Source organism: Nostoc sp., from assembly GCF_036919815.1.
Classification (GTDB): domain Bacteria; phylum Cyanobacteriota; class Cyanobacteriia; order Cyanobacteriales; family Nostocaceae; genus Nostoc.
Map to the genome: position 1 here is coordinate 24,794 of NZ_JBALCE010000020.1, position 14,586 is coordinate 39,379.

General features: G+C 40.0%; 14 protein-coding genes. 10 read left to right on the forward strand and 4 right to left on the reverse strand.

Annotation, left to right across the window (positions count from 1 at the left end; genetic code table 11):
• Nucleotides 1-42: 42 nt before the first annotated feature.
• The 3 genes from V7K15_RS06245 to V7K15_RS06255 all read right to left on the reverse strand — a co-directional run bounded on the left by V7K15_RS06245 (nt 43) and on the right by V7K15_RS06255 (nt 4,869).
• A complete protein-coding gene (locus tag V7K15_RS06245) occupies nt 43-1,665 on the reverse strand; it encodes a serine/threonine protein kinase (protein WP_334903978.1) in 1,623 nt (540 codons plus the stop codon).
• Between the two features lie 326 nt (nt 1,666-1,991).
• Nucleotides 1,992-3,176, reverse strand: coding sequence for an esterase-like activity of phytase family protein (locus V7K15_RS06250; RefSeq protein WP_334903980.1), 1,185 nt, complete (start codon nt 3,174-3,176; stop codon nt 1,992-1,994).
• Between the two features lie 232 nt (nt 3,177-3,408).
• A complete protein-coding gene (locus tag V7K15_RS06255) occupies nt 3,409-4,869 on the reverse strand; it encodes a TM0106 family RecB-like putative nuclease (protein ID WP_334903982.1) in 1,461 nt (486 codons plus the stop codon).
• A 220-nt stretch (nt 4,870-5,089) separates the two neighbouring features.
• Between V7K15_RS06255 and V7K15_RS06260 the strand changes: the two genes are divergently transcribed.
• The 9 genes from V7K15_RS06260 to V7K15_RS06300 all read left to right on the forward strand — a co-directional run bounded on the left by V7K15_RS06260 (nt 5,090) and on the right by V7K15_RS06300 (nt 12,216).
• Nucleotides 5,090-6,280 carry an aminotransferase class V-fold PLP-dependent enzyme gene (locus tag V7K15_RS06260; protein WP_334903983.1) on the forward strand — a complete coding sequence of 397 codons (1,191 nt, stop codon included), beginning with the start codon at nt 5,090-5,092 and terminating at the stop codon, nt 6,278-6,280.
• A 276-nt stretch (nt 6,281-6,556) separates the two neighbouring features.
• Nucleotides 6,557-7,639 (forward strand): glycosyl transferase, encoded by a 1,083-nt coding sequence (locus tag V7K15_RS06265; protein WP_334904001.1) that lies wholly within the window; start codon nt 6,557-6,559, stop codon nt 7,637-7,639.
• A gap of 294 nt (nt 7,640-7,933) precedes the next feature.
• On the forward strand, nt 7,934-8,248 hold the full coding sequence (locus V7K15_RS06270) for a hypothetical protein (RefSeq protein WP_334903985.1): 315 nt from the start codon (nt 7,934-7,936) through the stop codon (nt 8,246-8,248).
• The gene (locus tag V7K15_RS06275) at nt 8,245-8,481 is read left to right on the forward strand and encodes a hypothetical protein (RefSeq protein WP_334903987.1); all 237 of its coding nucleotides are present in this window, start codon (nt 8,245-8,247) and stop codon (nt 8,479-8,481) included. The genes V7K15_RS06270 and V7K15_RS06275 overlap by 4 nt, the downstream gene beginning before the upstream one ends.
• 31 nt (nt 8,482-8,512) lie before the next feature.
• A complete protein-coding gene (locus tag V7K15_RS06280; RefSeq protein ID WP_334903989.1) occupies nt 8,513-8,926 on the forward strand; it encodes a secondary thiamine-phosphate synthase enzyme YjbQ in 414 nt (137 codons plus the stop codon).
• Between the two features lie 287 nt (nt 8,927-9,213).
• Nucleotides 9,214-9,963: a hypothetical protein gene (locus V7K15_RS06285; RefSeq protein ID WP_334903991.1), complete on the forward strand. Its 750-nt coding sequence runs from the start codon at nt 9,214-9,216 to the stop codon at nt 9,961-9,963.
• A 39-nt stretch (nt 9,964-10,002) separates the two neighbouring features.
• Nucleotides 10,003-10,791 carry a Nif3-like dinuclear metal center hexameric protein gene (locus V7K15_RS06290; RefSeq protein ID WP_334903993.1) on the forward strand — a complete coding sequence of 263 codons (789 nt, stop codon included), beginning with the start codon at nt 10,003-10,005 and terminating at the stop codon, nt 10,789-10,791.
• Nucleotides 10,792-11,070: 279 nt separating this feature from the next.
• Nucleotides 11,071-11,289: a hypothetical protein gene (locus V7K15_RS06295; protein WP_334903995.1), complete on the forward strand. Its 219-nt coding sequence runs from the start codon at nt 11,071-11,073 to the stop codon at nt 11,287-11,289.
• Nucleotides 11,290-11,904: 615 nt separating this feature from the next.
• Complete coding sequence (locus V7K15_RS06300) at nt 11,905-12,216, forward strand: DUF6679 family protein (protein WP_012408115.1); 312 nt, start codon at nt 11,905-11,907, stop codon at nt 12,214-12,216.
• A 77-nt stretch (nt 12,217-12,293) separates the two neighbouring features.
• Here the strand turns inward: V7K15_RS06300 and V7K15_RS06305 are convergent, their stop codons facing one another.
• Nucleotides 12,294-13,961, reverse strand: a complete 1,668-nt coding sequence (locus V7K15_RS06305) for an MBL fold metallo-hydrolase (RefSeq protein WP_334903997.1) — start codon at nt 13,959-13,961, stop codon at nt 12,294-12,296.
• Nucleotides 13,962-14,054: 93 nt separating this feature from the next.
• Between V7K15_RS06305 and V7K15_RS06310 the strand changes: the two genes are divergently transcribed.
• Nucleotides 14,055-14,282 carry a hypothetical protein gene (locus V7K15_RS06310; RefSeq protein ID WP_334788437.1) on the forward strand — a complete coding sequence of 76 codons (228 nt, stop codon included), beginning with the start codon at nt 14,055-14,057 and terminating at the stop codon, nt 14,280-14,282.
• Nucleotides 14,283-14,586: the final 304 nt, after the last annotated feature.

Genomic DNA, 14,586 nt, shown 5'->3' on the forward strand with positions numbered 1-14,586 from the left:
TTAGGTAATGATGACAAGAATTTTTATTTTGAGAGCGGACTTTCAATGACGTGATAAAAGGTTTAAAAAAATCTCCAAAAATTTAGCCATCCAGTTTTTTGAACTTTCTTTCTCAGTTTTTTGATCTGCGGCTAACTTTAGTAAAATATCTAATTTCAGTTTTTCATATTCTGTTTTTAGGAGATTTTTGGCCTGATTAGGCAAAATTATTTCATTTGACTGTTGATTCATATCTAAGCAATCTACAAGTTGCTGGCGCTGGTTAGCCGTCAGGCTTAAAGTCGTTACGTGAGAGCAACAGTCTGGATCTTCTAGGGCAAAAAATAGGAGATGGTAATAGCCTACTTCTGCTAAACTACGCGCTATCTTTTCCCCTTTATTATCTTTCAAATCCAAAAAGTAAGGTAGCCACTTAGTCAGAGAAGGCTGGGAATTGTATAGGACTGTAACCCATAATAGCATCGGAGATACATTCATTTGAGTAATAAATTCAGTGCCATGTATTTTGTCCAAAAAGTTTGTAATCTCTTGTTTGGGCAACATTGCCCAAAAAGTTGGTATAGGTCTTTGAGTAGTATGTAGTAAATGGGGAAATCCAATTCGCGCAATTGGTTTATTTTTAGGCCACTTTTTCTGCCAACACTCTTTTTCTGATAATAATGTTGCAGGTACTAATTGGATGGGAATTGAGAGGTTAATAATGTCACTACTATTGTTATGACTAACTTCATTAAGCTGCATATTAACCTTTTCTAAATCTTCTAATATTTGGTTTATATTTTGAGGGCGATCGCTTACTTCTTTAGCTAAACAACTCATCAACATTTTTTCTAATATCTGCGGGATTTTGACTTGCGGATTAACTTGCTCAACTGTAGGTGGCATTTGAAAGCGATGTGCTTGATACCAAGTACCAAAGGAGTTACTTTTTGTCTGAAATGGATGCTTTCCTGTTAGCATCTCAAACATTAGTACTCCCAAACTGTAAATATCAGAGCGGACATCTAGCAATTTGCGCCCTTCCATATGTTCTGGAGAACAGTAAGGCAAACTGCCAATAAAAGAATCTGTCAAGGTCATCCCACTTCGCTCTGTTAAAAACTTGGCAATACCAAAATCTAATATTTTAACAATTTTTCCTTGTTTACTATCTTCACTAATGAATATATTTTCTGGTTTCATATCCCTGTGAACAATGGGATAAATCTCTCCTTTGAGGCTGATTCCTTGGTGGGCACATTGTAAGCCTAAACAAATTTGATTAGAAATATTTAAAAACTCCGATAATGTTAAAGGCTGAATTTTGAGAATTTGTTTGAGATTTTTTCCTTGCAGGTATTCCATTACATAAAACGGAGTTTTATCCTCAGTAACTCCGTAACTTAAAATGCGAACAATATGTTTACTTTTGCGACCCAATTGAGCGCCAATAAAAATCTCTCTGGCAAAGCGTTGGGACATTTGTTGGTTTGCCAAACTGAGTGATAAGATTTTAATTGCGATCGCCATACCACCTTTAGCAGTATCTTCTGCTAAATAAACTCTACCCATCCCCCCTTTGCCAATCAAATCTCTGATTAAATAGCGATTATTTAAAAATTGTCCAATATAATTGTCTAACTCTGCTTTTTGCCCTACCATTTTATCAATTTTATTTTGTGACATAAAAATCATTTATAAAAAATATTGTTGGCAAAATACTTTCATAAGTCTATCTAATTATTAAATTTAAATCTAAAAAATATCATAATTTGGAAAAAATTAATTATCTCCTGTAATCATAGTTAATCACTCTGCAAAATTCCCTAAACATTCTATAACATATTTATTAATGAATTCGGTTGAGAAATTACACGTAAACTACAAAAACGCTAGAAAAACTTGCCTACTAGATTCCGTAAATACACAGAAATAAGCTGCAAATAAGTAAATAGCAGTAAAGGCGCGATGTCTACGACGGGCGTAGCTGCGGTATCATGATCTCCGTACAGCTAATGGTTAAAATTGGGGAATAAACGGCGTAATAATCTAATTAGTGGTGTTTCAATTTCAATTTTAAAGGCTAGTATCTGAGTGCGTTGCAAGGAGTTGAAATTGTTATCACTGACGAGAATTAATGATTGCTGACCATCGGGTAGTTTAGCTCCAAGAGTTAAGCCTTCGATGTTGTCTAGCAGTACATCTAGGGTTCTCAAATCTAACAGCAGTTTTTTCTGAACTGGTTTAATATTTTTAGAGTCAACTGCTAAAAGGCTATCTATTTTATGAATATCATCCGCTCCTTCTAAAGAAACCTGAAACAGGGAAATAGCAAATCCTAAACCAGTAAAAGACCGCTCTAAACTTAGGAAGTGTCCTTGATTATCGAGAGCAAGTAAATCAGGTAATCCACTAGCGAATTTGCCAGTCAGATCCAAAAATGGTGTAACTGGTTCAGTTTGATAAAGAAATTCCTTTTCTGGCTGGTTGTTGAGCAAGTTGTATTGCAAAATCCGGCAAGGACTACCGATGTTAGGTTTAGCTGCGATACCATCTTGAATTAGAGCATTTTCGGTGGCTGTGAATATATGCTTTTTATCAGGTGTGATGGTGAGGCTTTCAAAAGCCAAATTGTTGCGGATACCTTTTTGACTACTTTTATCTGGCAAAAATTTGTTTGGGATGGGAAGTGTTTTAATTTCCCTACCAGAAGATAGGGAGAACTCTTTAATAAAAGGATTAATTAATTTTCTCACATCGCCTTCAGAAGAAATAAACACAGTTGCCTTATTAGTTAACGCAATCCCTTCTGTATCAGTTTCACCAGGGCGAAATGTTTGACCATTCTCATTTAATAATGTAGTAACACTGACCGGAATAATTCCACCTTTTTGTAGGGAACCCTTGCTTAAGTCGATTTTCAAGGTGTAGAAACGGGCGGCAGCTTTTTGCCCACGGTCATCGGAAATAGCATAATAAAGGTTGCTTTTTGGATTATAAGTAATTCCAGATAAACCTCCAACTTCAGTTTTTTTAAAGATTAAACCTTTCGGTAAAGTGGCTTCACCGATAAATTCTATGCTACTGACTTCAACAGCATTTGACAGTAAGTTTGTGAATAGGAGGCTAATAATTAGAATCGGGAGCAAAAAGTAAATAATTTGCGGGAATACGAAGATTTTTTTAATTAGCTGCATAAATTTTTTTATTACATCAATACACGTAGGGAGGCACAACTATATTTAACTTGCATTAATTAAGGCGGGCAAGATGCCCACCCCACAAGAGTTTAATTTAATTCAATTATGCAATTTAGATGTTTTTCAGCTTACAAGCCTGGAAACTCTGATGAAATCAGGTTTTCTTAATTTTGAATTGGGATAATATGTATTCCAACAAATTAAAAACTTTTAGAAAATACGAAATTAATTAAGCTCGTCGCAAACCATATTCATCCTGAAAAAAGTTGACAAGCCAATCTTTGACTCTGCGGGTAGCGCGGCAATCATCTTCGTTATAGCTTTGGATAATTTCTAGTAAGGTGCGATCGCCTGTTTCTAGCCACTGATCATACCAATAAATACACTTGGCACCACTGGCTTCTTTCTCCCGCCACTCAAATCCTAACCAACGAGCGATCGCTTTCAGGGCATAACTTTCTACGGGCAATGCTACACTTTGGGTTAATTGTTCATACACATCCACAAATCGGCTCAGTACAGGACGCACTGAGGCGTAGGGGGTGTGGTAAAGTTTTGCTAACCGTTTGACTGTATCAAACTCGTAGACACAAAAATGATAAATTGGTGCTTCGGGATATTGCCAAACCAAATCCAAAAATTGCTGCCAAACTAATTCTTCGTCTTCTGGTTTGTCTGCTAAAAACGAATAAAACTGTTCTGTGTTGGCAAGTCTATCAACGACTAAAACCCCCAAAAGATAATTTAAATCTAAGTCTGGCTGTGCCTCAATATCAAAGTAAAGCTCTATGGGTGCTGTAAATGTAATATCTTTTATTGGTAGCGGGTAGGGTAAAATGAGAGGTCGTTTTTCCAGTGCAGATTGAGCTTGCACTACTAGCTTCGGCGCTACTTCGCTGTCAAAACCAAGCAGATTTTCGAGAGTGCTGGGATTGGTGTTAGCGAGAGATTCCAGTGTGGTGATGGCTAAGGCTTGCAGTTGAGTGTAGCGAATGGGTGTTACGCCTGGTACCAGTGAAAGATGTTTTTCAGATTGTGCGATCGCATAACATTCACTATACCAATGGCAAAGATTGCACTTTTGACGGGCAATGAATACTTCTGGCGGATTCGGTAACTCTAAAACTTGGATAAACTCCTCCAAAATCTCCTGCATCCGTGGCATCCATTTAAACAAATCCACCGCATAACTTGTATTTTTGGTTCGCAATATGAGCGAAGCTGTTTCAGGTGCAACTCCCTGCACTGTTGCCAACACTTGGGCATGAAATGCAGCGACAACTTGATATTCTTGCTTAGGGCGCTTACCCAGTTCAATATTAGCCGGGACGTAGATCCAATCTCCAAAATGGGATTGTCCTGGTTCTTTGACAAGTAAATCTGGACGACTCAGTAAGGTGTATCCTTCAGAATAAGTTGCTAACAGTACTCCTTTATATATGTACTCAACCCCACGCTGCATCAATTCTAAAGTTGCCTTCTCTGCATTTTCCCAGTTTCCATAAGAATAATTTGGTTGATCATAAGTCACCTGTGCCAAAGCACTCAGCTGATGGGCGATTTTGTCCTGTTGGAGTTTCCGTAGCAACTCATTGGGAGCATCGCGCTGACTTTTGTCACCGTGGATATCTAGAAAAGGCCGGCGTTTACAGCGTTGGTATTGCAGTAGGAGTTCAGCATTAATTAGCATCCTTTTAAGTTAACAAGAATTAGGACACTCTGGGAATAACTCAGACAATTAATTAGGACTTACGCAAAACTATACACGGTAGGGGCAATACTACATGAATTGCCCCTACCTAAAAATCATTCTTTTCGGCTATTGTTTGCGTAAATCTTGTTAATGATGGAGTGAGAGAGGGGGAGATGAGAAACTATGACTAATCCAAAATCCAAAATCTAAAATCGGTATGACTAGTATTTCTGTCGCACAAACCAGGCTGCATAGCCATCGAGAGCAATTTCCCGCTTTAGGGAATAAAACTTATTTCAATTATGGGGGACAAGGGCCGATGCCTCAAAGGGCAATGGATGCGATCGCCCAAACTCAAGCTCATGTTCAGCATATCGGTCCCTTTGGCAATGAGGCGTATAGCTGGATAGCACCTCAGACTCAAGCTGCAAGAGAAGCGATCGCTTTGGAGTTAAATGCACCAGCTCAAACAATTACTCTTACCCAAAATGTCACTGTTGGCTGTAATATCGCTATGTGGGGCATTGAGTGGCAAGCTGGCGACCATCTGCTGCTGTCAGACTGCGAACATCCAGGCGTGATTGCCACAGCCCAGGAAATTGCACGAAGATTTGTTGTAGAAGTTACTACCTGTCCTCTCAAGGCGACTTTAAATGAGGGCGATCCCGTAAAAGTTATTGCCCAGCACTTGCGCCCCAATACCCGCCTAGTGATATTGAGTCATGTTTTCTGGAATACTGGTCAAGTTTTACCTCTTGATAAAATTGCCGAAATATGCAGAAATAATCATTCTTTACTATTGATAGATGCTGCCCAATCTGCTGGTTTATTGCCTTTAAACTTGACTGAATTGGGAGTAGATTTTTATGCTTTCACTGGTCACAAATGGTTATGTGGTCCTGCGGGTGCTGGTGGTTTGTATGTTCGACCAGAAGCACAAGAAAGCCTAAAGCCTACGTTTATTGGCTTGAATGGCATTGTTGTAGATAGTCAATCTCAGCCTGTGGGTTGGCTTCCAGATGGGCGACGATACGAAGTGTCTACATTAGCTTATCCTTTGTATGTTGGGTTAAAGGAGGCGATCGCTATCCATCAGCAATGGGGAACCTCACAAGAACGTTACGAGCAAATCTGCCATAACAGTGAGTATCTCTGGCGAAAATTGACGGCGTTACCCGATGTTAAATGTTTGCGAACTTCCCCACCTGAAAGCGGTATAGTTTCTTTTCAACTAATAAATAATCAGCCGCCAGATCATTTGCAGCTGGTGCAATTTTTAGAGTCACAAAAGATATTAACTCGGACAATTGCCTATCCTAGCTGTATACGCGCCACCGTTCATTACTTTACTTTAGAATCGGAAATCGACTTATTGGTTGAGACGATTCAAAGTTTTTGCAAAACTTAGTTAAAAGTTATAGGGCTTTTCGTTTGTATGCAATACACTCTAACCTCTCTCCTTTTAGGAGAGAGGCTTTTAATCTTACTCCCCTTCCCTTGCAGGGAAGGGGCTGGGGGTTAGGTCTGTATTTGACTCAACTAAGAAGTGCTATAAGAGTTATAAGTTATCGGTGTGGAAATTGTGATTTTAACTCCTAACTCTGCCAATTTTAGATTTTGGATTGAAGGAAAAATCTAAAATCTAAAATCTAAAATCCAAAATTGAATGACTCCTAACTATAAAATGGAACGCCCAATCTTATACATAGTCATAACTAACCACGGCTTTGGTCATGCTGCTCGCACGGCTTCTGTAGCTGCGACAATTCAAAAGTTATGTCCAGAAGTTCTGCTAATTCTTGTTACCACTGCCCCACGCTGGTTGCTAGAGTGCTATATAGAAGGCGATTTTATCTATCGTCCCCGTGCGTTTGATTTGGGTGTGGTGCAAACGGATAGTTTGACAATGGATAAAGTAGCGACTTTAGAAAAGTTGCTGGATATTAAAAAGCATCAAAATTCGCTGATTGCCTCAGAAGTGAATTTTATCCGCCAAAATCGCGTTAATCTCATCTTGGCAGATATTCCCTTCCTTGCTCCTGGGTTTGCCAAAGCTGCAAACATTCCCTGCTGGATGATGAGTAACTTTGGCTGGGACTTGATATATCGAGATTGGGGAGGTGAATTTACCCCAATTGCCGATTGGATTAGTGATTGGTACTCAAAGTGCGATCGCCTGTTTCGTCTTCCTTTCCATGAACCAATGCAGGCTTTTAACAATATCACAGATGTCGGCTTAACAGGCGGTTCCCCACGTCACTCTGCTGATGATTTACGTTCTCTTTGGGGAATAACTGTACCAGTTGAAAAAACTATTTTGTTGACCTTTGGCGGCTTGGGTTTGCAGCAAATACCATATCATAACCTACGACAATTTCCCGACTGGCAATTCATTGTCTTTGATCAATCTGCCCCTAATTTACCTAATTTAGTGAAAATTGATGACCGCAAATATCGCCCTGTAGATTTTATGCCTATTTGTGGACGAGTCGTTTCTAAACCTGGTTACAGCACTTTTTCTGAAGCCACACTACTACAAGTGCCTATTGTTAGCATCCCGCGTCAGGACTTTGCCGAAGCAACTTTTATACTAGAAGGTATAACTAATTATAATCAACATCAAATCATCACCCCATGTGAGTTTTTTCAAGAAACTTGGGATTTTCTACATGATTTACCTCAACCACCAAAGCAATCTCAACCAATTGCTAAGGATGGTAATGAAGCGATCGCTCATGCCGTTATTAAGTATTTACACTCAAATTAAAGTTATTCAAAATAACATAAATTAATAATGGAAAATCCAACAATAGACAAAGAAACGTTGGAATTAGCCGCCCAAGATGTGCGTCGAGTTATAAGCTAAAAAACATCTAATTTGCATAACCAAATTAAACATAACTCTTGTGGGGTGGGCATCTTGCCCGCCCAGTTCATGCAATTTAAATGTGGAACAGCTTAGAAAGACATTCTATTTGTCACAAACACCGCATTATTAAGTTTTCTAACAATATCTAGACTGATTACGATATTTAGTCTTTTCAGTGCCTTAGAAATATTGTTGTTTTTCATCAACTTTCTGTTACTCATCTGGGCTTTATTACCACAGAAGTTTTTTATCAGCCCCAATCTAGAAGAAAACGAAGAAAAGAAAAAAAAGCTAAAATTTCCAGAGGATTATTTAACGTTTTCACCTCAAGAATACCATTTACAGATGTTAGCTGACTTGAGAGAGACTTATAATAATAACCAGAAGCAAGTAGACGATATTTCCCTAGCCTTGAAATATGCTACTGGTGTTACTGGTGGAATTACTGTGGTTACCTTGTTACATCAAGTAACAGTTTATTTCATTCCTGAACTACAAAAACTATGAATACCAACCAAGACGATACAACATATTCTAAAAATAGTTTACAACTGCCAGAGCCAAACCTAGATAACATTACAGCTTTATCTCACAATCTACCTAACACACCGATCATCCCAGATATCCTAAAAAATTCTGTAAATGCCGTGTTAAGCCTATTCAGGAGAAGACATACTCAGTCTAGCGATCAACCAACGGCAGAACAACAACCAAATCAAGTAGATTCAACTGCTAATTAGCTTTTACTTTCATCAATAATTCCTGTTTTAAATGAGTCACTACCAAAAGTTACTAAAAATTTCCACCACTGGCAAATCTTTTTACAACATCACTGCAAAAATTGAAGCTATAGTTGCAGAGTCGGGAGTTGAAATTGGTCTTTGTACTCTATTTTTACGCCACACTTCAGCCAGTTTAGTCATCCAAGAAAATGCCGATCCTGATGTTCTTGTCGATCTAGCTAATTTTATGGCAAAACTCGCCCCAGAATCAGGGAAATACATCCACGATGCAGAAGGCACTGATGATATGCCGGCACACATTCGTACCGCACTTACCCATACTTCTGAACATATCCCCATTAATCGTGGTCATTTGGTGCTAGGAACTTGGCAGGGAATTTATATTTGGGAACACCGCCAGCGTAGTCATTTAAGAGAATTGGTTGTCCACATTTCTGGATAGAAATTCTCACGTTTGATTTATTTAAAGTGTAGCTTTGTAGAGTTTAAATACCCTGTTTCTAGTGCGTAAGTAGGTAGGCGTATGTAACCATTTTTAAATATTAAATAAATTTTGCAGTGATAACTTTCTGATGAAAATTATTGGTGCAAAATTAATCAGGCCCATACTAAATAATTTGTGTAAATTTGTAAATTCAAAAGTTAAGTTTATTTGTGATTATTTAATCATCTACTTATTCCGATATACACTAATAGTTAGTGTAAGCTGCGTAGGCGATTGAAATTACTATGAAGCAACAACTGACACTAACTCATACTTTCCAATTTATTGATGAAATCCTTGCCCAGCAGTCTGTTAACCTATTGTCACTTAATCCCCAAAAGACATTAATTACCAGTTTTGCAGAATTGGGAAATTTTATTATTGAACAAAACCCTGAGATTCAACTCCTCACAACCCTTCAGGAAACTCTCGAATGCATAGTATATACTCAGTTGCAAAATTTTCCAGAAAACATCTTCTGGGATTTTGATTTTCTGGTAAGTAGTATGCTTAGGCAAGCTTTAATCGCAGATGAGGGCGCTGTTCATTTTTTAACAGTTTTTGCTGAAAAGATGGTTTCTCTGACAAAGATGTTCGGAAATAAAACGGAAATGCGCTTTCGTTACGTTCACGATTTTATGTATGGATTTGAGTGGGCAAGATGGGTACAAAAAGAGCCACAAAAACGCGCACATATAGAGCCTTTTAGTCTGGTTTTTTTAGATTATTTGCTTGTCAAAGGTAAAGAACTTTTACAACGTATTAGTTACAGTAAAGTCACATCTTATAAACTGTGTGATACTGGCTACCGCAATCCCTTCACTTTTTCTCGTGAACCAGAAGATGAATATCGTCTGCTAACTTATCTTGCTGAAGAACAACTTATCCCGGTGGCAGTGTGGAACTGGAATGCTAGCCCTGTATGGAACAAACCTTTTCAGGAAATGCGCCAGCAATTAGCATTAAAATTAGATATTCAACCACAGAGACACTGATTAGCAATTAAAAATTAAAAATTGCTGAAGAAAATAATTATGAAAATTGCTGATTTAATTACTTGGTTTGAAGCATGGGCAAATCCCGCTTGGTGTGAAAGCTGGGATAATTGTGGCTGGCAGATTGAACCAGGAGTTTTGCAGGAAAAAGCACGGGTTTTGGTATGTTTGACACCGACTTTGGCCGTAATCCAAGAAGCGATCGCTCTGAATGCTAATCTGATATTTGCCCATCATCCCTTAATTTTTACTCCTCCCAAATCTTTACGCACTGGTGAAGCGATCGCCGAAATGGTAAGGTTAGCCTTTACCCACAATATTGGTATTTACACTGCTCACACAAATTTTGACCAAGTGCAGGATGGTACTGCTGACGTTTTGGCTCAGATTTTAGAACTCAAAGAAGTTACTCCCATAGTACCTACACAAGCCGGATTAGGATATGGGCGTGTTGGTTTGCTAGAGCCATTTCTGACATTACAGGAATTACTCACAGCCATTCAAACCCGACTTGCTTCCCCGAATTTGATTTTTTCCCCAACTGCTGATTTACAGCAAACAATTTCACGAGTTGCCGTTTTAGGCGGTTCGGGGGCTAGTTACATTTCAGGCGTAGCGAAAACTGGCGCTCAAGCTTACCTGACTTCTGATTGTAAATTTCATCAGTTTCAAGAAAGCCGCGATTGCAATCTTATTTTAATCGATGCCGGACATTATGCTACCGAACGTCCGGCTTGCGATCGCTTGGTGCAAAAATTCCAGTCTTTAAACTTAGACTGGGTGCAATTAAGTCAAAAGGATGAAGATTTCCGCCAGTTTTTTGCTTGATTGCTGATGTTTGACGAGATTTTTTGGATACTTACCTAAAAGTTTCTCTATGTTTTAATATTGTTAAATTATCTGCCTTCTGAACATTGGGGCGAAAAATTTTTGTAACCATCTATCTCTATATACTAAGAGATAGATGCACTTAGAGCTAATATTGTGATCCAAATCACTAGTTACGTGTAATTATAATCACATAATACTTATGTTCCATATCAATTAATAGCAGAGAAAAATGTTCCACACTTGAGGTAATAAATTATTTACCCTGCCCTAATCAAGATGATTCGCACACTCGTTGCATCTGCCTTCCAAACTGGATATCTTAGTGTTGAATCTGAGGGTTTACTCCAGCAAGTACTAGCCACTAAATGCTGGAAGCAAAAGGATTTGTTAGCCCTGGCAACCTTATATCATGCAGTTCGCGCAGGTCAAATTAAACGAGAAGCGTCCTCCTCGAATGTGCTTATGGAATTTCCCATACCATATAAATCTTGCTGATCCTCCCAGATGGGCGACAGAGGGGAATTTTTTCATGGTCTTTCCCCTTTGCCGCCCATCTCCTTTGCCTCTTCCCCTGACTCCGTTGGCTTTTTCTTAGTCATGAGCAGCCAAAAACCTTAAAAACTCAAAACTCTTTGGGTGTTGTTCTTGAAAACCATCAAGGTCAGCAAGAGAATGAGTTAAGATCAGATACAAGTGGGTAAAAGTAAAGCCAAGTCCCCGGACTTCCCCGTAATGCCAATGAGTAAAAGTAGGCAAGTTAAACAACCGCAATCAATGATTATTTTGGAGTATTCTTTATTACATAATGGTAAGAATGACTCACCAACAAATATAAACCTGGTTAGGACAGGTACCGAATTGTTTGACTTTTATCAAGCAGACATTCCCTAGAAGAAGCCAGAGGGAGATTGAGTTCATTGCTAGAGCAATCATTGATTGATGATCCAACATTTCCCGATATTTTGACAACTACAAGCAAATCTTGGGATTGGGTCATGAAGCGTACTTGTTCTGAACCGTGAAATTAACCTCTTAAAGGTGTAATGTAATGGGGTAGAACCCAGATTTTGACAGGTTTAACTACGTTGTTTAAAAAGGCAGAAACAATACATGCTACACCGCAAGATTTATCAACTGTGTTGCGATGGGCGCGAGGTATGTGTTTTCTTGCGGGACCAGCAACGCTGGATTGAACGCGCCCGCATCATCGACATAGAGGGAGATTTAGTGACCCTACGCTATGAAACAGAAGAAGAGGACGAAGTTTGTTCTTGGGAAGAAATGGTTCGCCTTGAGAGCATTGGTGCTGTAACCCAAAAATTGGCTTCAGTACCACGCGGTAATGTGGAACCTTTGATGACTGAAGATTGTCCCGAAGCTGAACGCATCCACAACCGTTACACTGACTCGAATCCAGAATAATTAGTCATTGGTCATTGGTCATTGGTCATTAGTCATTGGTCATTACTCATTAATGACAAAAGGCAGCGGACTGATGACTATTGACTATCATTTAGACTTTCAAAGGCAGGACAGTAACCTTCTAGAGTTACCTTAAAGTTATATAACGGGGAAGCTGGATTCCAACACCGCTGCCCCCTTTGATGTCGGCAAGTACCGCAACAGTCTACATCTGTCCATGTATAGCGATCGCTATTTTGGGTGAGCAGTTCTCGTTGAGACAATCCCCTTAATACTAATTCTTCCCCTTGCCAACGAGCTTCGATTAAACCAGTATCGGCAAATTGCCGCCAACGCGAATCGCCAGTAATCACATTGGGTAGGGTGATTGTGATTACTGTTGCCAACTCTGTCAGTTCGCCTTCGTAGTTAGTTTCTGGTGCTGCTGGTTGTAAAAATGTATCGCCGATGGGCAGTTCTACTAAGGTGTCAGCCGCCGGTGAATGTACATGGTAGCGGTTTTGCAACTCCTCTAAGCTAGTCAGGTCTGCCAAGTAGGCAGGAGAACCGTGGACAAAAATGACGTGCTGGGGTCGCAAATTATGAATTAGCTGCGTAGTACCAGGGCCATCACTATGTTGAGCCAAAAGATAGGTTTCGACACTGGTAGGCGCTAAATATTCTTTGTTAAGTTTTATATCAATTTTTTCTGGTAGAAGGATCAGCCAAGGGCCTGTGTCTAGTTGGCAGTGCTTACCCAAATCATCTGTAGAGTCGGTAAGGACTATACAAGGTGACTTGCCCACTGTGGGACGATGTTCTGGTTGTAAACGACGCACGCGAGGACGCACCCGTTCATCCCAAAACAAGGGTTGATGGCGGGCGAAATTCTGCACGGATGGCGGCAGGTGGGGTAGCAATTCTAAGTAGGCATCACACCCAGTAGCGACAGCCCCATCTACCCAGATATCTAAATCTCGTCCGGTGAAGTGGTGATGTGAGCGTAAGAGCATTAATAGTTCTTGACCCAATCCTAAAGCCGGGGTGGGAAGGATTACACAACAATGGTCAGCGATCGCCCGATTAATTCGCTCTGCTAGTTGATTTTCTTGGGTACGGCGATGGGGATGACGGGATGTGCCATAACTGCCTTCAATGATCAGCACATCCAAGTCTAATCCTCGCAATTCCTCTAAACGCAAACCTTCTACTAGGCGGGAGTTTGACAGGAAAAAGTCGCCTGTATACAGTAGCTTGTAAGTACGCTGCTGGGTGGTGTAGGTAAGTAGAATTGCTACTGCCCCCGGTAGATGCCCGGCGGGAAATAATTCTACTACTAGACCCTCTTGGAATTCCACAGGCGATCGCAACGGCAACGCATGACAAAATTGAGAAATTTCCTCAGCATTTTGGTCTAGCCAATTCAGTGGCAGCAACTTGCTAGTCACCTCACTACCATAAATAGGTAACTTGGGAAAAGCTTTATGCAGTGCCAGTAAGCCTCTGGCGTGATCTGGGTGAGCGTGACTAATCAAAACTAAATCTGCTGGTAGGGGCGAACTAGCTCCCCGTTCCGACTTAGTAAGCCCCTTAGCCAGCGATGAAATATCCTCCAAACCACAGTCCAACAGGATGCGGTGTGGCCCCATCTTTACCAATAAACACACGCCCTCATTGTCATGCTGGACACTATAGGGCAAACATTCTAATTCACTACTCGCTTCCGCAGCATCTACGCGAGAAGATGCCGACAGATTATTCCTCATGCTTCCTCCCCTCAAACCTGATCATCATGGACATATCCCAAAAGCCAAAAGTTACACAAATTTTGGTTTTGTGACTTAGGGGTAAGTTTTATTGTGCGCCCCTACACCCTGAGAATACAGATTTTTGATTGGGGAGGACGCCTCTACCGAACCCGCACTGGTTCGGAAAGGTGGGCTAACAAGAAAGCGATCAAATTAGGAGCTAAAGGATGCCTCTTGTTTATTTTCCCTTTGCAAGTTCTGAGCTATCTTAACCAACTCACCCTATGGAAAGTCGTAGCGTCTACAGATTTATCTCAATGTGCAGAGCCATTGCCGTGATAGTTATCTGAATCATAGTATCCATTTTTCGTGCCAAAAAATAAGCACGATAGCGTAAATATAACTGTTAATCCCGCTAGAATCAGCTTTACATCCATTTGTTTGCTGCGCCTTAACTCAAAGACTTTCCTATATTAATTTAGTGCTTGGGCAATCAAACGCAATCACTAGAAAATCTTTACTATGCTTATGTGGATTGGGCAATAAGTAAATTTACCGCAATCAGTCAGATTGTAGAACTTTTCGGTCAACCTGTCTATCTATCGAGTATTAAAGACTCATTAACGATGCTCTGAGGTTCATC